Source organism: Polaromonas sp. (genome assembly GCF_030680935.1).
GTDB lineage: Bacteria > Pseudomonadota > Gammaproteobacteria > Burkholderiales > Burkholderiaceae_C > Polaromonas.
On sequence record NZ_JAUXUP010000075.1, the window covers coordinates 1 to 19,346 of the forward strand.

Sequence of the window (19,346 nt, forward strand, 5' to 3'; positions counted from 1 at the left end):
AGCTACCAGCAATACGGCGCCAACATGCTGCCAGTGCGTTACGACGCACCGTTTGGCCAGACTTCGCCGATTTTCAGCTACCCGTACGAGCGAACGCGCGAAGCCTTGTACACGCTGGAGCAACAGGCCCCGATCGACGCCTGGGACGGCGTCAAGCTGCGTTATGTGAATCCGGCCAACGGTGGATCGCCCATGCCCACCATGGCCACCTTCATGCAACGCCTGCCAGCCGGTTTTTCAGGCAAGCCCTGGCGCCAGACCGACGGCGCGGTGTACAGCGTGGTGGAAGGCCAGGGCTCGGTAGTGGTCGAGCATGCAGGGCACACGCAAACCTTTGAGTTCAGCCCGCGCGACCATTTTGTAGTTCCGTCGTGGCACACCGCCCAGTTGCGCTCCGCGCAAGGTTGTGTGCTTTTCAGTTTTTCAGACCGTCCGGTGCATCAGGCACTGGGCATACACAGAGAAGAGAGGTTGTCATGAGTTTTGTTTTTCCCCCACCCGCCACCGTGTCGGTACCCGTGGTCGGTACCACTGAGCGCTTTCCCGTGCACCGCATTTACTGCGTGGGCCGCAACTATGAAGAACACGCCAAAGAGATGGGGTTCACCGGCCGCGAACCGCCCTTCTTTTTCCTCAAACCGGCAGATGCCATCGTGGCGGTGGAGGCCGGCCAGACCGGCGTCATCCCCTACCCCAGCCTGACCAGCAACCTGCACCATGAGATCGAGCTGGTAGTAGCCATTGGCACCGGTGGCAAAAACATCAAGGCCGCAGATGCGCACAAACACGTCTACGGCTATGCCGTGGGCCTGGACATGACGCGCCGGGACCTGCAGGGCGAGATGAAAAAGCAGGGCCGACCCTGGTGCATCGGCAAGGGCTACGATCACTCGGCCCCCATCGGCCCGATCACGCCAGCAGCACAGGCGGGCGATGTGGCCAACGCCGAGTTGTATGTGCAGGTCGGTGGCAAGGACCGCCAGCGCAGCCACGTGTCCAAACTGATCTGGAACATTGCCGAGACCATTGAACATCTGTCGGCCGCCTGGGAGCTGCAGCCCGGTGACCTGATCTACACCGGCACGCCCGAAGGTGTGGCGGCGGTGGTGTCCGGCGACACCATGGTGGGCGAGGTGCAGGGCCTGGGCACGTTGACCGTCAAGGTGGCCTGAGCGTTCTGGCTCGCCTGTGCGGCGTTCGGACAGGCGATCTGCTGATCGACCCTGCTGCGGATTTTCCCGGGCGCCCCGCTATGGCTTGTAAAGTACATCAGTAACTTCGCATGCTCAGGGCAATCACGGGTTCTCAAACCATTCATCCTGCCTTATTTTCGAAGCACCTTACCGGAGACCACACATGATTCAGCGACGCACTCTTCTCAAAACCGGCGCAGCAGCCGCCCTGGGCGCCCCTGCGCTGTCAGGCCTGGCCCAGCAGGCCGTGACCCTGAAGTTCCACACTTTCATGTCACCGACGTCCAACGTCTGGCTGGGCATGCACAAACCCTGGATGGAGAAGGTCGAAAAAGAATCGGGCGGACGCATCAAGTTCGAGGCCTATCCGGCGATGCAGCTGGGTGGCACGCCGGTACAGCTGTACGACCAGGCCAGAGACGGTGTGGTGGATGTGGTGTGGACCCTGCCGGGCAACACGGCGGGCCGTTTTCCACGCATTGAGGCCTTTGAACTGCCATTCATGATGTCCAACGCGGAGGCGACCTCCAAAGCCTACTGGGAGTATGTGCAGACGATGGCGCCCGATGAATTCAAGGACACGCAGGTGCTTGCGCTTCACGTACACGGCCCTGGCGTCATTCACACCGTTGCAAAACCAGTGAAGTCCATTGCAGACATGCGCGGCCTGAAAATGCGTGCGCCCACCCGCCAGGTCACCAAGCTGATGGGCATACTCGGCGCCACACCGGTCGGTATGCCCCTGCCTGCCATCACCGATGCGCTGAGTAAAGGCACGATTGAAGGCTGCGTGATTCCGTGGGAAGTTGTGCCCTCGGTCAAAGTCAACGAGCTCACCAAATTCCACGCAGAATTTGACCCCGCCGGCGGCAGCTTGTACACCACCACTTTTGTGATGGCGATGAACAAGGCCAAGTACAGCTCACTGGCCCCGGATCTGAAGAAAGTGATTGACAACAACTCAGGCATGGCAACGTCCGCCTGGCTGGGCAAAACGCAGCAGGGCAACGACGGCATAGGTCGCAAGAGCGCCAGCGACCGGGGCAACACGATCTATACGCTCAGCGCAACTGAAGCGCAGGAGTTCCGCCGCAAGTCACGCGCGGTCGAAGTCGAGTGGGTCGAGGACATGAACAAGCGCGGCTTCGACGGCAAAAAACTGCTCGACACAGCCCGCGCCCTGATCGAGAAACACGGCAAGACCGCCAAAACCTGATCCGGCCCACGTCCATGTAAAGGGCTCCCGCAGGAGTCCTTTTTTACTCTCAATCTACACTTGACTGCATGTACCGCAGCCCGATCAAACATTGCAAAAACTGCGGCAACGCCGTGGTGTATCGGGTGCCCGACGATGGGGACTTGAAGGAACGCGCCGTCTGCCCGGCCTGCGGCACCATCCACTACGAAAACCCGCTCAATGTGGTCGGCACCGTGCCGCACTGGGGTGATCGTGTGCTGCTGTGCAAACGCAATATCGAACCCCGCTGGGGCAAGTGGACATTGCCTGCCGGCTTCATGGAACTCAACGAGACCACCTCACAGGGCGCCGCGCGCGAGACCGACGAAGAGGCTGGCGCGCGGTTTGAAATGGAGGACCTTTTCAGCGTGCTCAATGTCGAGCGCGTCGGCCAGGTGCATCTGTTTTACCGTGCCAGACTGCTCAGTGATCAGTTCAAGCCCGGTCATGAAACCATTGAGGCCCGACTTTTCACCGAAGCCGAAATCCCCTGGGACGAGCTGGCCTTCAGAACGGTGAAGGAAACGCTGAGCTGCTACTTTGCGGATCGCCGCAAGGGCACCTATGGCGTCCATGTGCTGGACGTCACATGATCTGATTGCAAGTGCGCCGTCAGCATCAGACGCCACCTACAATTTACCAGCAGGCCAACACCGCCACTCTTGTGCAGCGTGTTTTACGCCCGCCCTGTCAGCCACCTCACCCCCAGGATTTCATGTTCAAAGCCGCTTCCTTTTTTCGCATTGCCGACGATTTCACTCTCCCACCGCCTGAAGCGCTGGAGGAAGCACTTCAGGCCAGCCACTTCCTGCCCTGCGGCGCCACCCAGCCAGAGTCCAGCGGCTGGGTGCCGCCGCGCGGCAACAAAAGCACGGTACTCGCTGAAAAAGTGGGGGGCCAGCTGATTGTGCGGCTCTGTACCGAACGACGCCCCCTGCCGGCCTCGGCCATCAAGGACGCGGTTGAGCAACGTATTGAACAATACAAACAGGAAACCGGTCACGAGCGGGTGGGCGCAAAGATCAAAAAAGAGTTCAAGGAAGAAGCCATTCACAGCTTGCTGCCACGCGCGTTCACCAAACGTTCATCCACTACATTGTGGATAGACCCGGTCAACAAATTTCTGGTAGTTGACTCAGGCAGCCTTACGGGTGCCGACAAGGTGGTGAGCCAGCTGCTGGAGGTACTCAGCCAGGTCCCTGGTTCGTCACCCGGACTGATGGCCAGACCGGTGCAAACCACGATGTCGGCCGCCACCGCCATGGCGCACTGGCTGGCCAGCCAGGAAGCGCCGGTCGGCTTTACCATTGACCGCGATTGCGAACTGAAGATGCCTGATGACCAGAAGTCGACGGTCCGTTATTCACGGCATACGCTGGAGATTGACGAAGTGGCAGAACATATCGCAGCGGGCAAGGTGCCCACGCAGCTGGCGATGACCTGGAACGACCGGGTGTCGTTTGTGCTCACCGACGCGGCGCAGGTCAGAAAACTCAAGCTGCTCGATGTGGTGCTGGACGGCATGCAGGACAAAGGCAAGGACGACGATGGTTTCGACGCCGATGCAGCCATCCTGACCGGTGAACTGGCGGTACTGATTCCCGACCTGCTGGAAGCTCTGGGCGGAGAGCTGGCCCGTGAGGCGTCTGCATCCAGTACAAATGGCGCCAACCCTGTGCCGGAGCTGGCTGCGGCATAACCCCGCCGGGCACAAAAAAGCCCGCTTGATGCGGGCTTTTCTGGCCAGTTGTCACTGGCGTATCTGGTTGTGAAACCGCTTGAAAAATGCCTTGGAACCCGCATGAATGCTAGGTTTCTGAAAACCAAAAGCCGGTTTGTACCCCCGTCTGTACCCCCGCTTTGGGTTTGATACCCCCCTTTTGGTTTGATTGAATTTGATTGTTTTCAAACGGGGGATTTTTTCTCTGCGTGAGATACGGTGTGGTTTCCAGCACTACGACGCGCCCGACTTTCACCCCCCCCTCTACCCTAGACGCCCCGCCGCAGACGATATGCCCCCAATGCTTTTCGATCCCACGTCATATCGAAAATATTCGTTCAGCGCGTGATGCAATTCGTCTGACCGCCAAAGGTAGTGCAGTTGGTCGTTTTTGGGATGGGTATTTGATAAGGTTGTACTTGGTATGGCTGCACTTGCCTTTGATTCAACAAATATTGCAGTGTGGCCTGCCGCCTCGACTCCTCGGCTTGCATAGCTTGCTGCTCCTCATACCGGCGTTGTGCCTCTGCTTGATCCGCTGACCTTCGCGCCGCTGCCCTGCGCTGCTCCTCCGCAGCGTTAGCCGCTTGCTCTTGCTGCCGTTTTTCCCCAGCACGCTGAGCCTGAATTTGCTGCACCTCTTGACTCACCTTGTTCAATAACTCTGTAAGTTCTCTGTCACGGGCCTTCGCGAAGTCACCAAAAGTCAGCTTTCCCGCATATAGCTCCGCAATCGCCGATCTCAAAAAAGACTGGTAAGTATTCCCATAGCCATTGATCGATGCAGGATAGTTTTGTTTCCGCCAGTCTGCACCCAGCTCTGTGCATCGATCAAGCTCTGAAACCAATATTGAAAGCGCAGCCTTCTCTTTTGCAGTGGCCTTTGACTGGTTTGCCAACACTTCAAGCGGCTGCCCTTTACTAATGTCTAGCGGGGCCTTTTTAAAAAGCGATTGAAGCCGATCATCCCCGCCTAGCTGTTGAATGCAAGCGACAGACGGGTCTTGCGCCATTGCTCCACCGCAAAAGCACCCCACAACCAAAACCAAAATTAAATTCTTCACATTGAATCCTCCGTGACTCCCGCCCTGCCCGCCGCTTTCAGGTTGACCTTCACTTTAGCCAAAATTGCTGCTCCCGCATAGCCTGATTCAAAGCCTTGACGGCCTGCCGCAGTTTCAGCCAGTGGCCGCCCCTCCAGGCGTTCCGCGCCACCACCGCCCTACCCTCGGGGCTTTTTGGCCCGGTGGACTGGCTCCACGGTTTCCACCGCCTGATAGCTTCGCTCTGCCGCTTGCGCCGCTCTGGTGTCCATCCTTTTGCCGGGTTGCCCATGCTCTGCCTCCAATAGTTTGTTTTGCTCGGGTGCGGATTTTTCCGCGTGCGTGCGCGCCTGCGCGTACTGCGCGGGATCAGCGCCAGCAGCCCCGCCGTTGTTCACCTGTTGCGGCCCATTGGCAATGTTGGCCTGCTTCACAAACGTGGCTTGCCGGGGATACTTCAAGTCCACCAGCGCCGATATGGTCGCCCGGCTCTGTGCCTGCGCTTTCAGGGCCAACGTCAAAAACGCCTCCAGGTTCTTTTGGTATTCCTGATCCTGCGCTCTGCGTGCCAGACTGGTGAAGATGGTTTGTAGCGCCGTTGCTTGGCTTATCAGCATGGCCTCAAGGGTGTGCAGATCGCCGCCCTTGACTTCGGTGAAGGTGTCCCGTAGCCGCTCAATCAAAGCGTTTATATCGGCATCCTTCCCCATGATGTTGCCTTGATAAGCCAGAATCACCGCCGCGCCGTTCATGGATGGCTTTACGGCCATACGCGCCTTGTCTGCCGTGGTCATCACATAAGGTTTTGCGGTCTTGGGCTTTTTAAGGGCTGGGGCTGGTTTCTTGGTCGTGGCCATGTTGCTCCTTGAGGGTTGCTGCGTGTTTTGACGGGCGCCCGCCATCGGGTGAGGGGCAGGGATACATGAAAGAGTGAGAACAGAGAATGGCTTCTCTATAAAGGTGTCCACCAGAGGAACAATCAAAGCCCCACAAAAGTGGCCTGCAAGTCCATCTGTGAAACGATAGGCGGGGTTTCAGGGTCGGCATTGTTTCCCTAGTGGACTTGTAGCTCTGCGCAGGTTTCAGAGGTGGACAAAGCACTGCGTTTTTCCAGAGGTGCCCGCCCGCCGTTGGGCTGCGTCCAGTCAGGCTTGGTTTTGACGGTCGGCATGGGCAATGGCGTGTTGACGCGATACGCTTTGGCCCTGAACGCTGCCAATGCCTCATGGTCAAACTTCTTTGAAACGTCCAGCGGAAACCAGGTCAGGGCCAGCAGCTCGCAAGTGCTTGGCATCCGGCCCTTGCGCGTCACGTACACAAACCCGGCTTCGATCAATTCGCTCTTTGCACGCCACAGCGTTGTGCGTGACCTCCAGCCCCGTTTGCTCACCACTGACCATGCCACCGTCAGGTCACCGTTGTTATCGCCGCGATACTGCCCGGCCAGCTCCAGCAGCAGTTTGCAGGCGTGTGCGCTGAGCGCGGTAAACGCCGGGCACTCAAACACGCTGCGCACGATCCCGACAAAGGGTTCCGTGTACTTGCTGCCTTTGAAGTTAGCGCGACCCATGCAAGGCCCTCCAGCGCCGCCTGAGCGAAGCAAAACAGGCAGAGGTAGGCAACAGCCACAGCCGCAAGCAAAACGCCTGCAAGGGCTTCATGGCCGGTGCTCCAGTTGCGTCACGGCTGCCAAGGCCTGCAAAGACTGCTTGACCCGCTCATACCCCGCGTGGTGGTCTGCCGCGCCTCTCAGGGCGTTTGCAGCCACCGCCTGAGCCACGATCAGCAGGGATTGCTGGGGCAGCGCCAGGGCTGCACGCTGGCCAGCCTCTACCCCCGCAGCCTTATTCACCAGCTTGTTGACGTTCATGTGGACAAACTTTTCATTGCTTGATTCACACGCCAGCGAATGAATCACGTCATGGAGCTGGTGATAAGTAGGCAGGTACTCACCCTGTCGCTGGTCGGCTGCCCTGCGTGCCTCGCTAAAGGCTTGAATCAGCTTCACCTTGAGGTCGACCACCCGGTCACTGTTACGCGACAAGGAAAGCAGGAAAAAGGCTTGATCCTCATTCAGCAGGGCAAAGCGTTCGCGCTGACCCGTGGCACTGTCCAGCGAAGATGCTCTTTGAAAAAGCACCTTACCGAACGCAACAAACGATTTAGCGTACTTTTCAATCAAGGCCATGACATGCCGGTGCTGGTTGCCCAGGTGCATTGCCATCAAACGGGTATCGACGCGGGTTTCCGTCTTTGTGGTGGTCAGCGTCAGCTCACAGGGTTGCGCGCTGGTCGGCTTTACGCCGTGCGTGGTGTCGGTCATGGCCAGCCCCTAAGCCGTGGCCAGTTCGGCCCGCTTCGCGTGAAGGCGGCTCACCAGATCCCTGATTTCAGCCTCTGACTTGCCCGCGATGCGCGCCGCGTTGATGGCTTGCACCTCCTCTGATGGCCAGCCTTTCGAGCGTTGCCCGATGGCCACCCCGGTGGTGAAAAGCCCCGCGTTGATGGCGTTGTAAATGCTTGCGTGGGAACGGTGTCCGGTTTCAGCTTTGACGGCTGGCATTCTGAGAATTTGCATTAAAAGCCCCTGTAGTGCATTGGCAGTTGTTGCCAATTGGGACTAGTCTCAGATTTCAGGAGTGCGCTGTGAATCCTGCTTGCTGGCTTGCCGCAAGGTTTGCTAGCAGAGGTTTTGGCTTGCCCGCAAAGGCTACGCCGCACCCGCTGGGGCTACGGTGTGCCCGCAGACCGTAGCTTCTTCCAGTCACCAACCCAGTCGCGCGCAGTTCTGAAAACGACAGGTTGTTGCTTGATGATTGCCTGCGCTGCTGCATCCATACTTTTGAACTCGGTCATGTGGACATCCAGCCAGTCGAAAACGTCCGCCTTCATGTTGCGGGTTTCCGTGTGTCGCGCCTGTGCCGCTGCTTTTGCCAGGGCGGTACGCGCCGCAGTTACAGCATTGGCAGAGTTCGCCATGGCTGATTCGCGCTCCAGCTTCGCGCCTTCGTCCCACATGTAGTTTCCATTCGCCAAGAAGAGCGCGTCTTGCGCTTCACTGAGCCAGTCGAATGCACCGACAACGTCACCAACACGGTACGAATTCGCGGCGGCTACAAACCAGTACATCGCCGCACCTTTGAGAATATCGCCAAGGGATAGGCGTTCTTCAAATGGCGTACCGTCTCGAAATGTCGCCTGCTCCTTACTTTCCACAAGTTCACTTAGTTGGTTGTAAAGCGTCCAGGCGATCCCTTCGTTCTCACCGTACCCTTCCGCTGTAGCAAGTTTCTGCATGTAGTCGTTGTCGCCCATGGCACCTTCGGCCTTCATCAAAGCGATATAGCCAGAAGCATCAAACAGGGCATACCAAATTTCACGTAGCGATAGTCCAATCAAATGCGGTAACTTGTCGCCGTGTGCTTCGCGCAGACTTTCCAGAACTTTGCAGGCATAACGGGTAGTTTTGAGACCCAGCCCCGAGAATGAGTCATCAGAAATGGCGACCACTTTGGGCAAGTCCATCTTGTTGACGGATTTCAAAGCGTTGACTTTGCATTCAATTCTCGCTCGGTCGTGCTTTGCCAAAAATTCTTCATCCATAGCGTTCCCTGTCTCGCACCTGAAAGAAAACCAGCGCCGCCGGGTCAGGGTGTCCCGGTTTTCACCACAGGCAATTACTCCGTGGCTAGGCGTGGCTAATCCAAATTCAATTCCGAGAAGAATTCTGAACGGCATCGACCGTCGTAACAAAGATGACAAACCACACCAGCGCGGAAAAGATTGCGCCTCCGCCGCCATCGCCAGTCCAGCAATCCATCTCAAAAAATGATGCAAGTTTTGGAAGATGCGCGATTAGTTCAGCAATCGCCTTTGATGGAATCAAGAACAAGTTCTTGAACAACATCCATATGTCAGAGATGGTGGTGAGGCCATCGCCATTCATGTCAAACGCAAAATAAAAACGTCCGCAAAACTCATTGGTGAATTTCACATCTGATCTCCCTATGCAGCCTTGAATGGGATCACGTCAGCACCCCGCGCCAGCTTGTCCAGATAATCGGCCCATTGCTGCATCATGGTCGCCCGGTGTTTCATGTACTGCGTGCGGTTATACGCCCGCCCGTTGGCATCTTTCACCGCGTGGGCTAGCTGCGCTTCAATCACCAGCGGGTCAATATTCAATTCCTCTGCCAGCAGCGTGCGCGCAGTGGCCCGGAATCCATGCACGCTCTGCACGTCTGGCCCATAGCCCAGCGTCAGCAGCGCCGCCCGCAGGGTGTTGTCACTGATAGGCCGGTCGTGGCTGCGCTCTCCGTGAAACACTAAAGCGCCGTGTCCTGTCAGCGGTTGCAGCTTGCGCAAAATTTCCACCGCCTGCGTGGGCAAGGGCACTTGATGCGGGTCGCCGTTGCGCTTGCCGTCAACACTGCGCTTCATGCGTGCCGCCGGAATCGTCCATAGCGCCGCATCAAGATCAAATTCAGTCCATGCCGCCGCCCGCAGTTCGCCAGGGCGTTGAAACAACATCGGTGCCAGTTGCAGCGCCGCCCGCACAATCGGCCCGCCCTGATAGCCCCGTATCACGCGGATCAGTTCGCCCAGCTTCACCGGGTCTGTAATGGCTGCAAAGTGTTTGCCGTGGTGGGGCTTCAATGCGCCCCGTATATCGGTGCTCACGTCCCGCTGTGCCCTGCCAGTGGCCACGGCATAACGCCACACCTGCCCCGCCGTGGTCAATACCCGGTGGGCAACATCCAGCGCCCCGCGTTCTTCTACCCTGCGCACCGTGGCCAGTAGCTCGATGGCTTCAATCTCCCCGATGTTGCGCTCACCCAAAAACGGGAACAGGTCTTTTTCAAGATTGCGCTTTTCACGAATGGCGTAATGACTGCTCCAGCTATCCAGCTTCATTGCATACCATTCCAGCGCGGTCGCCTTGAAGGTGTTGCCCGCCGGGGTCAGGGCTTTCAGCTTTTCTACCTTGCGCACCTGCACCGGGTCGCGGCCCTTGCTTTTTTCCAGCTTTGCCGCATCGCGGGCTTTTCTTGCCGCTGTCAGGCTTACATCGGGATAGCTGCCCAGGGCTAATTGCTTTTCAGCCCCGGCAATGCGGTATTTCAGAAACCAGCGCTTCGATCCTGCCGGACTGACCTGCAAATACATGCCGCCTGAATCGGCAAACCGGGCTTGTTTCTTGTCTGGTGGGCAGACTGCATTCCTGCATTGGGCATCGGTCAGCATGGGGGTACAACTCCGTACATGGTGGGGGTGCAAAACATCGGTGTTCACTGGAGAAACGGGGTTGTACCCCCGCTTTTTCCTGAATTCCACTGCTTGTACCCCCGTTTGTACCCCCGGGTCGGGCTGGCAGTCAATAGATGGCTTTGTACGCTGTTGCAGCGTAAGCCCTTGATTTACCAATGAAAAAGGCCTCTGAGTATCGCTACTTAGAGGCCTTTAAACTAACTCCTGGTCGGTGTGAAAGGATTCGAACCTTCGACCCCTTGCACCCCATGCAAGTGCGCTACCAGGCTGCGCCACACACCGTCGAAGGACGAATTATAGCGCGGCGGATGACGCTGCTTCAGAAGGTCGCACTGAGCAAGTCACGAATTTCAAACAATTCGCGGCGCAGCAATTGCAGTCGTTGCCGCGCCGCGCTGGCATCCGGCAGCTGCGCAATGTCGGGCGCGCTGTCTTCAAAATCGACCGTGTCCACCGAATCGCCAAAGTCCTCCAGGCTGGAATCCCCGGCATCCATCACGTCAACGCCTTCCAGCATCACTTCGCCATTGCGCCGCTTGTCGCGCTCGGTCTGGACAATTTCCTGGAGCTTGTTGCGGGCACCACTGATGGTGAAGCCCTGGTCGTACAGCAAATCCCGTATCCGGCGGATCATCAGCACCTCATGGTGTTGGTAGTAGCGCCGGTTGCCACGCCTTTTCATCGGGCGCAGCTGCGTGAACTCTTGCTCCCAATAACGGAGCACGTGAGGTTTGACACCGCACAAATCACTGACTTCACCGATAGTAAAGTAACGCTTGGCGGGAATGGGGGGGAGAGTTTTCTCCAATTAAATCAATGCGCTATGAGATGAAGCTGCAAATCTACTCTAAGTAGAAACATAGTGCAAATAGTTACAAACAACAAGGACGGATGTGTTGTTTAGTCACAAGTAGCGGCCAAAAGCCGCTTGCGAATATCTGCGCTTCATGGCGGTTCGAGGCGGAAAGACCGGATCAGGCCGCAAGGCCAGGGCCTGATCGCGGAACGACTAAAAGTAGCCGGTCGGGCATCGAACCCGCCTCGCCAGCCCCGCGCAAGGGACGGCACCCTGCGGACGTATCAGGCCGCTGGAGGGCCCTGAATCTGCTCTTTGAGCTTGTGGCTGGCGTGGAAAGTCACCACCCGACGCGCCTGGATCGGAATGGATTCGCCGGTACGCGGATTGCGACCGGGGCGCGGGGCCTTGGTGCGGATCTGGAAATTGCCGAAGCCGGAAATCTTGACATCGTTGCCTTCGACCAGGCTGTCCGAGATCAGATCGAAAAATGCATCGATCATGTCTTTGGACTCGCGCTTGTTCAATCCAATCTGCTCAAACAACAACTCGGCCAGATGGGCTTTGGTCAGTGCCGGGCTCTCAAGACTTTCGACAGAAAATTCCACGGCACGTTCCTCGCTGATGGCTGTTGTTATGTCTGACCGGACCTCAGGCACGCAAACGCGCTTGAACGGTGCTGCCAAGGTTTTCCAGCACGGCCTTGATGGCCGCCTCGATTTGTTCGTCGGTCAGTGTAGCGTCGTCGCTGCCAAGTACCAAGCGCACGGCCAGGCTTTTTTCGCCAAGTTGCATGGAGGCATTGGCTTGCTGCGGCCGGTAGATGTCAAACAGCGTTGCCGACTTCAGCAGGCCGCGTGTATCCGCGCCATGGATGGCGGCCATCAATGCCGCATGGGTGACCGCCTCCGCCACGATGACGGCGATGTCACGCTCCACAGGCTGTAGCTTGCTCACCGGGATGAAGCTGGCAACCGGTCGCTGAATCAGCGCGTCAAGCGCCAGCTCAAAAAGAACCGGCGCTTGCAGAAATTCGTAGCCCTGGCGCCACCGCGGGTGCAACTCGCCGACAAAACCTGCCGGCACGCCTTCCAGGGAAACGCTGGCACAGCGGCCGGGATGCATGGCCGGATGTACCGCCGGTGCGAATACAGGCTTCAGCGGCGCAAGCAGCGCCTCAAGGTCGCCCTTGATGTCGAAAAAATCGCAGCCTTTGTCGGACCTTCCCCATTGCAAGGTATCGCGCGCCCCATACGCCAGGCCGGCCACCCGCATGGGCTGGCTAAAACCGGCGACGGTGGTATCGGTGTTTTGGCTGCCTGCATCGCGCAAAAAGACGCGCCCCACTTCAAACACATTGATACGACTGGCCTTGCGGTCCAGGTTGAACTTGAGCACCTGTAAAAGAGAGCCTATCAGCGACGAGCGCATGACACTCATCTGGCTGGCAATCGGGTTCAGCAGCTTGATCGGATTCGGGTTGCCCGCCAGCTCGTGCTCCCAGCGCTCTTCGACAAAGCTGAAGTTGATGGTTTCCTGGTAACCCAGCGCCGCCAGCGCGCGGCGCACGGCAAAGGCACTGCGCTGCGACTCGGGTCGCAGACGCGCGGTGATGGGCGCCAGCGGTGGCGTGGCGGGTAGTTGCTGGTAGCCGACCATGCGTACCACTTCCTCGATCAGGTCTTCCTCGATCTGAAGATCAAAGCGGTAGCTCGGAGGTAGCACCGTCAACGTACCCTCGCCTTGCGTGACCGGCAAACCCAGGCGCTGCAGGGCGTCCAGGCATTGCGCCTGGGTCAGCGACATGCCGATCACCTTGGCCGCGCGCGCCACACGCAAAGTAACTGGCAAAGCCTGTGGCAGATTGACCTGCAGGTCATCCACCGGACCGCAGACGGTTTCGGCGGTACCGCAAATCTCGATGATCAGTTGGGTGATGCGTTCGATATGTTCCACAGTGAGGCTGGGGTCGACGCCACGCTCAAAGCGGTGGCCAGCATCAGTGGAGAAGTTGTAGCGGCGTGAACGACCGGCAATCGCCTTGGGCCACCAGAAAGCGGCTTCAACATAAATGTTTTGTGTGTCGTCAGACACGGCGGTGGCATCGCCGCCCATGATGCCGGCCAGCGATTCAACCTGCGCAGCATCGGCGATCACGCCCACTTTTTCATCCACCGTGACGGTGTTGCCATTGAGCAGCTTCAGCGTCTCCCCGGGCTTTCCCCAGCGGACATCGAGACCGCCATGAATTTTGTCGAGATCAAAAATATGCGACGGCCGGCCCAGTTCGAACATCACATAATTGGAAATATCCACCAGCGCCGTCACGCTGCGCTGGCCGCACCGCGCAAGCCGGTCCACCATCCAGGCGGGCGTCACTGCTTTGGTGTCGACGTTGCGCACCACACGACCGGAGAACCTGCCACAAAGCTCTGGTGCACTGATCTTGACGGGCAAGCTACTTGCATCGCCCACCGCGACGGCGGGATATACCGGCACCTTCAAAGGCGAACCGGTGAGCGCAGCCACTTCGCGCGCAACCCCATAAACTCTAAGGCAATGCGCCAGGTTGGGCGTGAGTTTGAGTGTGAACAGGATATCGTCGAGGTGCAGGTGTTCGCGGATGTCCCGCCCCACAGCCGCATCGGATGACAACTCGAGCAAACCGCCATGGTCGTCCGAAAGTTTGAGCTCGCGCGCCGAACAAAGCATGCCCTGGCTTTCAACGCCACGCAGCAAGCCGGCCTTGATCAAAAAAGGTTTGCCGTCGTCGCCAGGTGGCAACTCGGCACCCACCAACGCACACGGCACCTTGATACCGACGCGCGCATTCGGTGCACCGCAGACGATGTTGAGCAATGCGGCCTGTCCCACGTCCACCTGACACACGCGCAGGCGGTCGGCACCGGGGTGCTGTTTGGCCTCCTTGATCTCACCCACCACAATCTTGCTGAAGGGCGGCACAGCCTGTTTGAGGTCTTCCACCTCGAGGCCAGCCATCGTCAGGGTGTCGGCCAACTGCTGCGTGGTCAAGGGCGGGTTGCAGAATTCGCGCAACCAGGATTCAGGGAATTGCATTTTTATAGGGTCCGATGAATTACTGGAATTGCGTGAGAAAGCGCAGATCGCCATCAAAAAACAGCCGCAAGTCATTGACGCCATAACGCAGCATGGTCAGCCGGTCCGGCCCCATGCCAAAGGCAAAGCCGATGTAGTGCTCAGGGTCCAGGCCCATGTTGCGCACCACATTCGGGTGCACCTGGCCAGAACCCGCCACTTCCAGCCAGCGACCGGCCAGTGGCCCTGTCTGAAACTGGATGTCGATCTCGGCGCTTGGCTCGGTGAAAGGAAAGAAACTGGGCCGAAAGCGCAGCACCAGATCGTCGCTTTCAAAGAAGGTGCGGCAGAAGTCGGTGAACACCACTTTCAGGTCCTTGAAACTGACGTTCTGGCCTATCCACAATCCTTCGCACTGGTGGAACATGGGCGAGTGGGTGGCATCGCTGTCCACAAGGTAGGTGCGGCCCGGCGCAATCACGCGGATCTCGGGCATCGTGCCACCGGCGTCAATCAATGCACGGTGCGTCTTGACATGCTGCACCGCGTAGCGGATCTGCATCGGGCTGGTGTGCGTGCGCAGCAGATTGGGGGCGGTTTCTGTGCCCCCCTCGACATAAAAGGTGTCGTGCATGGAACGCGCTGGATGGTCCTCAGGCGTATTGAGCGCAGTGAAGTTGAACCAGTCGGTTTCAATCTCGGGGCCCTCAGCGACATCAAAACCCATGGAGCCGAAGATGGCCTCAATTCGCTCCAGCGTCAAAGAGACAGGGTGCAAGCCGCCGGATGACCGCTGGCGACCCGGCAAGGTGACGTCCATCGCCTCTGCCTTGAGCTGGAGTTGCAGCTCCGCATCGGCCAACGCCTGCCGGCGCGCGATCAGGGCAGCTTCAACGCCCTGTTTGGCCAGGTTGATGGCGGCACCGCGGGATTTTTTTTCCTCCACCGGCAGGGCCGCCAGACCCTTCATCAATTCCGTGATGCGGCCAGACTTGCCCAGAAACTGCGCCTTGGCGTTTTCCAGATCAGCGGGTGTACGGGCCTGCGCAAAGCTGCTTGTTGCCGATTCCACCAAAGCGTCGAGTTCGTTCATAAATTTCTTGTCATTTGCCAGTCAGTCCGCGTGCCATACCGGCGCGTCACCCGGACAAAGAAAAAGGGCCAGAGCCTTTTCAAGCTCCAGCCCCCGTCTTTTGTGCACAGCCAGCTATCAATTCAATAGCTGACAGGGCCTCAAAAATCAAGCAGCAAGCTTGGCCTTGACCTGGTCCACAATCGCGCCAAACGCAGCGCTGTCGTGAATCGCCATGTCGGACAGCACCTTGCGGTCGATCTCGATACCGGCTTTCTTCAGGCCGTTGGCAAACTGGCTGTAGGTGATGCCGAATGAACGGCTGGCTGCATTGATACGTGCAATCCAGAGGCGGCGGAACACACGTTTTTTGGTGCGGCGGTCACGGTAGGCATATTGCCCGGCCTTCATCACCGCTTCTTTGGCGATCCGGAAGACATTGCCGCGGCGGCCACGGAAACCTTTTGCAAGGGCTAAAACTTTTTTGTGGCGGGCGCGAGCCGTTACACCACGTTTGACGCGAGGCATGTGAGTACTCCTTGTTCGTCGTTGATTAAATGCCCATGCCGGGCAGCATCTGTGCCATGTGACCCATATTGGTCTCATGAACAGCGACTGAACCGCGCAGGTGGCGTTTGTTTTTGGTGGTCTTCTTGGTCAGGATGTGACGTTTGAAGGCTTGGCCGCGCTTGACGGTACCACCCGGACGAACGCGAAAACGTTTCTTCGCGCTGCTCTTGGTCTTCATTTTGGGCATAGAAATGCTCCTTTTCATTTGTGCTCGTGAGGCGCTGCGAACCTTCCGCAGACTTGATGGCCCCGAGCCACTTGTAGTGGCGAGTTTTACGTCGCCACGTTTGGAAAGCAGTGTGACCTGCTCTCACGGGACATGCTTTCGCATCCCCCTGAAGAACCTGCCGGTAACCACACCTGCAGATTCAATTCCTTCCTGCGACAGCGCCCTCAGGCGTTTGTCGATGCAGCCGGCGCAGCTTCTGCAGGCGCCGCTGCCGGCTTGGCAGCCACCTTCTTCTTGCCCGGTGCGATCATCATGACCATCTGCCGGCCTTCGAGCTTGGGAAACTGCTCCACCACAATCAAATCAGCCAACTCGTCGCGGATACGCGCCAACAGGGCCAGGCCCAGTTCCTGGTGCGTGATCTCTCGACCGCGAAAGCGCAGGGTAATCTTGCACTTGTCGCCTTCTTCCAAAAAGCGCTTGATATTGCGCAATTTGATGTTGTAGTCACCATCGTCGGTACCGGGCCGGAACTTGATTTCCTTGACCTCGATCACCTTCTGCTTGGACTTCGCTTCGGCCGCCTTCTTCTGCTCGGCGTACTTGAACTTGCCGTAATCCATCAACCGGCACACCGGCGGGACAGCCGTGGGGGAGATTTCAACAAGATCAACGTCCGCCTCCCCTGCAAGGCGCAGGGCTTCCATGATGCTGACAACGCCAAGAGGCTCATTGTCCGGCCCTGTGAGGCGTACTTCAGGGGCCATGATTTCACGGTTCAAGCGGTGCTTGCGTTCTTCACGGTGGCGGCGGTCACGAAATTCAGTAGCGATGGTTTTAATCCTGTAAAACTTGCTATAAAAGCTATAGCGGCCTGCGCCCGTCCAGCAAGGACGAATAGCCGATTTGACTCACAATGAAGTCAACCATCAGGCTTTTTGGGTAATGTCAGAGGCAATCGTCTGGACGAAGGCTTCGAGCGACATGACGCCAAGGTCTTTGTTACCCCGGGCGCGCACAGCAACCGCGCCAGCTTCCTTCTCCTTGTCGCCTACGACCAGGATGTAAGGCAGCTTTTGCATTGAGTGCTCCCGTATTTTATACGTAATTTTCTCGTTGCGCAGGTCCAGGTTGACCCTAAGCCCTTGATTTTGAAGCGTTTTAGCTATTTCGCGACAGTATTCGGCCTGCGCATCGGTGATATTGAGCACGGAAACCTGCACCGGCGCCAGCCAGGTCGGCAGCGCGCCGGCGTGTTCCTCGATCAAAATCCCGATGAAGCGCTCCAGGCTGCCGACGATGGCACGGTGCAGCATCACGGGGCGGTGGCGGGCGCCATCTTCACCCACATATTCAGCGTCCAGCCGCTCCGGCATCGAGAAATCGACCTGCATGGTGCCGCACTGCCACTGGCGGCCAATCGCGTCTTTCAGCGTGTATTCGATCTTCGGGCCGTAAAACGCGCCATCGCCCGGAGAAATCTCGAACTCGCAGCCCGAAGCACGCAGGCTCTCCATCAGTGCGTGTTCGGCTTTGTCCCAGCTCTCGTCGGAGCCGATGCGCGCCTCGGGCCGCGTGGCGACCTTGTAGATGATGTTCTTGAAGCCGAAATCGGTGTAAACCTTCTGCAGCAAGGTCGTGTAGTCCACGCATTCCTTGAGGATCTGCTCTTCGGTACAAAAAATGTGGCCGTCGTCCTGCGTGAAACCGCGCACGCGCATGATGCCGTGCAAACCGCCCGAGGGCTCGTTGCGGTGGCACTGACCGAATTCGCCGTAACGCAGCGGCAGATCACGGTAGCTTTTGATGCCCTGCTTGAAAATCAGGATGTGGCCGGGGCAGTTCATCGGCTTGAGCGCGTATTCGCGCTTTTCGCTCTCCGTCGTGAACATGTTCTCGCGGTACTTGTCCCAGTGGCCGGTTTTTTCCCACAGCGTCTTGTCGATGACCTGCGGCCCCTTGACCTCCTGGTAGCCGTTGTCCTGGTAGACCTTGCGCATGTACTGCTCGACGCCCTGCCACACCGTCCAGCCTTTCGGATGCCAGAACACCAGTCCCGGCGCGTGCTCGTCGATGTGAAACAGGTCCAGTTCGCGGCCGAGCTTGCGGTGGTCGCGTTTTTCCGCCTCTTCAAGCATGCTCAGGTACTGCTGCAGTTCGTCCTTGGTGGCCCAGGCCGTGCCGTACACACGCTGCAGCATTTCATTGTTGTGGTCACCGCGCCAGTAGGCGCCGGCCAGCTTCATGAGCTTGAAAAATTTGAGCTTGCCGGTACTCGGTACGTGGGGGCCTCGGCACAGGTCTTCAAACTGGCCTTCACGGTACAGCGACACGTCTTCATTGGCCGGAATGCTGGCGATGATCTCGGCCTTGTAATGTTCACCGATGGATTTGAAATGCGCGACGGCTTCGTCACGTGGCAACACGCGGCGAGTCACCGGCTCGTCTTTCGCCGCCAGCTCGGTCATCTTCTTTTCAATGGCCGCCAGGTCTTCCGGCGTGAACGGGCGCTTGTAGGAAAAGTCGTAGAAAAACCCGTTCTCGATCACCGGGCCAATCGTGACTTGCGCGTCCGGAAACAGCTCCTTGACCGCGTAAGCCAGCAAGTGGGCCGTCGAGTGCCGAATCATGTCCAGGCCGTCAGCGTCCTTGGCCGTGATGATGGCCAGCGGGCTGTCGCTGCTGATGAGGTAGCTGGTGTCCACCACCTTGCCGCCCACCTTGCCGCCCAGCGCGGCTTTGGCCAGGCCAGCGCCAATCGAAGCGGCCACCTCGGCCACCGTGACGGGCTGGGAAAATTCACGGATCGAGGCGTCTGGCAGGGTAATTTTGATCATGGTGGTCGGGCTCAGAAAATGGAAAAGCGCGGTGACTGCCGCGCTTTGACTGGGATGAAAGGAGGGTTGGCTATTGATTCAGTAGCTATCAGTCACCTGGGCATGCGGCTGGCGCCCCGGCGAATCCTCACTGCGGACGCGGTCGTAGTTCGCGGTGTCATAACCCGAGCTGTCCTTCCTGTTTCCGGTTTGTTCAATCGCATGGCGCTATTTTAAGTCAGCTTCCGGTCAAGCCGCACCGGGCGTGCCGGGCAGCAGAAAACCCAGGCCCAGGCAACGCGGGCACTCGGTGATCACCGTCTGCTTTTCCACCTCAAAGTGTTCATTGATGTTTTCGCTGTCAATGCGCAGTTCACCCGTGCCATTGCAGTCGGGGCAAGGTGT

20 protein-coding genes, 1 tRNA gene and 1 pseudogene are annotated in these 19,346 nt (G+C 58.2%); 5 read left to right on the plus strand and 17 right to left on the minus strand.

Features of this window, described 5'->3' with window-relative positions:
* The 5 genes and pseudogenes from Q8L50_RS17715 to Q8L50_RS17735 all read left to right on the plus strand — a co-directional run.
* Positions 1-480, plus strand: a pseudogene (locus Q8L50_RS17715) (gentisate 1,2-dioxygenase); the annotation flags it as partial.
* Positions 477-1,172 carry a fumarylacetoacetate hydrolase family protein gene (locus Q8L50_RS17720; RefSeq protein ID WP_305349956.1) on the plus strand — a complete coding sequence of 232 codons (696 nt, stop codon included), beginning with the start codon at positions 477-479 and terminating at the stop codon, positions 1,170-1,172. The pseudogene Q8L50_RS17715 and the gene Q8L50_RS17720, both read left to right, overlap by 4 nt.
* A gap of 184 nt (positions 1,173-1,356) precedes the next feature.
* A complete protein-coding gene (locus Q8L50_RS17725; RefSeq protein WP_305349957.1) occupies positions 1,357-2,409 on the plus strand; it encodes a TRAP transporter substrate-binding protein in 1,053 nt (350 codons plus the stop codon).
* Positions 2,410-2,477: 68 nt separating this feature from the next.
* The gene (locus tag Q8L50_RS17730; protein ID WP_305349958.1) at positions 2,478-3,023 is read left to right on the plus strand and encodes an NUDIX hydrolase; all 546 of its coding nucleotides are present in this window, start codon (positions 2,478-2,480) and stop codon (positions 3,021-3,023) included.
* 122 nt (positions 3,024-3,145) lie between these two features.
* Positions 3,146-4,129, plus strand: a complete 984-nt coding sequence (locus Q8L50_RS17735) for a recombination-associated protein RdgC (RefSeq protein WP_305349959.1) — start codon at positions 3,146-3,148, stop codon at positions 4,127-4,129.
* A 359-nt stretch (positions 4,130-4,488) separates the two neighbouring features.
* Here the strand turns inward: Q8L50_RS17735 and Q8L50_RS17740 are convergent, their stop codons facing one another.
* The 17 genes from Q8L50_RS17740 to thrS all read right to left on the minus strand — a co-directional run bounded on the left by Q8L50_RS17740 (position 4,489) and on the right by thrS (position 18,962).
* Positions 4,489-5,214, minus strand: coding sequence for a hypothetical protein (locus Q8L50_RS17740; protein ID WP_305349960.1), 726 nt, complete (start codon positions 5,212-5,214; stop codon positions 4,489-4,491).
* A gap of 158 nt (positions 5,215-5,372) precedes the next feature.
* Positions 5,373-6,050 (minus strand): hypothetical protein, encoded by a 678-nt coding sequence (locus Q8L50_RS17745; RefSeq protein ID WP_305349961.1) that lies wholly within the window; start codon positions 6,048-6,050, stop codon positions 5,373-5,375.
* 197 nt (positions 6,051-6,247) lie between these two features.
* Positions 6,248-6,763: a hypothetical protein gene (locus Q8L50_RS17750; protein ID WP_305349962.1), complete on the minus strand. Its 516-nt coding sequence runs from the start codon at positions 6,761-6,763 to the stop codon at positions 6,248-6,250.
* Positions 6,764-6,850: 87 nt separating this feature from the next.
* Positions 6,851-7,516 (minus strand): Rha family transcriptional regulator, encoded by a 666-nt coding sequence (locus tag Q8L50_RS17755; RefSeq protein WP_305349963.1) that lies wholly within the window; start codon positions 7,514-7,516, stop codon positions 6,851-6,853.
* Positions 7,517-7,525: 9 nt separating this feature from the next.
* Positions 7,526-7,807: an AlpA family transcriptional regulator gene (locus tag Q8L50_RS17760; RefSeq protein ID WP_305349964.1), complete on the minus strand. Its 282-nt coding sequence runs from the start codon at positions 7,805-7,807 to the stop codon at positions 7,526-7,528.
* A 116-nt stretch (positions 7,808-7,923) separates the two neighbouring features.
* Positions 7,924-8,796, minus strand: a complete 873-nt coding sequence (locus Q8L50_RS17765; protein WP_305349965.1) for a hypothetical protein — start codon at positions 8,794-8,796, stop codon at positions 7,924-7,926.
* 106 nt (positions 8,797-8,902) lie between these two features.
* On the minus strand, positions 8,903-9,187 hold the full coding sequence (locus tag Q8L50_RS17770; protein ID WP_305349966.1) for a hypothetical protein: 285 nt from the start codon (positions 9,185-9,187) through the stop codon (positions 8,903-8,905).
* Positions 9,188-9,198: 11 nt separating this feature from the next.
* Positions 9,199-10,437 carry an integrase arm-type DNA-binding domain-containing protein gene (locus Q8L50_RS17775; RefSeq protein WP_305349967.1) on the minus strand — a complete coding sequence of 413 codons (1,239 nt, stop codon included), beginning with the start codon at positions 10,435-10,437 and terminating at the stop codon, positions 9,199-9,201.
* Positions 10,438-10,666: 229 nt separating this feature from the next.
* Positions 10,667-10,743: transfer RNA gene (locus tag Q8L50_RS17780), tRNA-Pro, on the minus strand.
* A gap of 37 nt (positions 10,744-10,780) precedes the next feature.
* The gene (locus Q8L50_RS17785; protein WP_305349968.1) at positions 10,781-11,269 is read right to left on the minus strand and encodes a MerR family transcriptional regulator; all 489 of its coding nucleotides are present in this window, start codon (positions 11,267-11,269) and stop codon (positions 10,781-10,783) included.
* A gap of 272 nt (positions 11,270-11,541) precedes the next feature.
* Positions 11,542-11,865, minus strand: a complete 324-nt coding sequence (locus Q8L50_RS17790) for an integration host factor subunit alpha (protein ID WP_305349969.1) — start codon at positions 11,863-11,865, stop codon at positions 11,542-11,544.
* A 43-nt stretch (positions 11,866-11,908) separates the two neighbouring features.
* A complete protein-coding gene (gene pheT, locus Q8L50_RS17795; RefSeq protein WP_305349970.1) occupies positions 11,909-14,335 on the minus strand; it encodes a phenylalanine--tRNA ligase subunit beta in 2,427 nt (808 codons plus the stop codon).
* A 19-nt stretch (positions 14,336-14,354) separates the two neighbouring features.
* Complete coding sequence (gene pheS / locus Q8L50_RS17800; protein WP_305349971.1) at positions 14,355-15,407, minus strand: phenylalanine--tRNA ligase subunit alpha; 1,053 nt, start codon at positions 15,405-15,407, stop codon at positions 14,355-14,357.
* 147 nt (positions 15,408-15,554) lie between these two features.
* Complete coding sequence (gene rplT / locus Q8L50_RS17805) at positions 15,555-15,914, minus strand: 50S ribosomal protein L20 (RefSeq protein WP_305349972.1); 360 nt, start codon at positions 15,912-15,914, stop codon at positions 15,555-15,557.
* A 25-nt stretch (positions 15,915-15,939) separates the two neighbouring features.
* A complete protein-coding gene (gene rpmI / locus Q8L50_RS17810; protein WP_291014133.1) occupies positions 15,940-16,143 on the minus strand; it encodes a 50S ribosomal protein L35 in 204 nt (67 codons plus the stop codon).
* Positions 16,144-16,349: 206 nt separating this feature from the next.
* On the minus strand, positions 16,350-16,967 hold the full coding sequence (infC, locus tag Q8L50_RS17815) for a translation initiation factor IF-3 (RefSeq protein WP_305349974.1): 618 nt from the start codon (positions 16,965-16,967) through the stop codon (positions 16,350-16,352).
* Between the two features lie 87 nt (positions 16,968-17,054).
* A complete protein-coding gene (gene thrS / locus Q8L50_RS17820) occupies positions 17,055-18,962 on the minus strand; it encodes a threonine--tRNA ligase (RefSeq protein ID WP_305349973.1) in 1,908 nt (635 codons plus the stop codon).
* Between the last annotated feature and the right edge of the window lie 384 nt (positions 18,963-19,346).

Coding starts and splice junctions, on each gene's coding strand:
- Q8L50_RS17720 (WP_305349956.1), top strand. CDS start 477: ATGAGTTTTGTTTTTCCCCCACCCGCCACCGTGTCGGTACCCGTGGTC.
- Q8L50_RS17725 (WP_305349957.1), top strand. CDS start 1,357: ATGATTCAGCGACGCACTCTTCTCAAAACCGGCGCAGCAGCCGCCCTG.
- Q8L50_RS17730 (WP_305349958.1), top strand. CDS start 2,478: ATGTACCGCAGCCCGATCAAACATTGCAAAAACTGCGGCAACGCCGTG.
- Q8L50_RS17735 (WP_305349959.1), top strand. CDS start 3,146: ATGTTCAAAGCCGCTTCCTTTTTTCGCATTGCCGACGATTTCACTCTC.
- Q8L50_RS17745 (WP_305349961.1), bottom strand. CDS start 6,050: ATGGCCACGACCAAGAAACCAGCCCCAGCCCTTAAAAAGCCCAAGACC.
- Q8L50_RS17750 (WP_305349962.1), bottom strand. CDS start 6,763: ATGGGTCGCGCTAACTTCAAAGGCAGCAAGTACACGGAACCCTTTGTC.
- Q8L50_RS17755 (WP_305349963.1), bottom strand. CDS start 7,516: ATGACCGACACCACGCACGGCGTAAAGCCGACCAGCGCGCAACCCTGT.
- Q8L50_RS17765 (WP_305349965.1), bottom strand. CDS start 8,796: ATGGATGAAGAATTTTTGGCAAAGCACGACCGAGCGAGAATTGAATGC.
- Q8L50_RS17775 (WP_305349967.1), bottom strand. CDS start 10,437: ATGCTGACCGATGCCCAATGCAGGAATGCAGTCTGCCCACCAGACAAG.
- pheT (WP_305349970.1), bottom strand. CDS start 14,335: ATGCAATTCCCTGAATCCTGGTTGCGCGAATTCTGCAACCCGCCCTTG.
- pheS (WP_305349971.1), bottom strand. CDS start 15,407: ATGAACGAACTCGACGCTTTGGTGGAATCGGCAACAAGCAGCTTTGCG.
- rplT (WP_305349972.1), bottom strand. CDS start 15,914: ATGCCTCGCGTCAAACGTGGTGTAACGGCTCGCGCCCGCCACAAAAAA.
- rpmI (WP_291014133.1), bottom strand. CDS start 16,143: ATGCCCAAAATGAAGACCAAGAGCAGCGCGAAGAAACGTTTTCGCGTT.
- thrS (WP_305349973.1), bottom strand. CDS start 18,962: ATGATCAAAATTACCCTGCCAGACGCCTCGATCCGTGAATTTTCCCAG.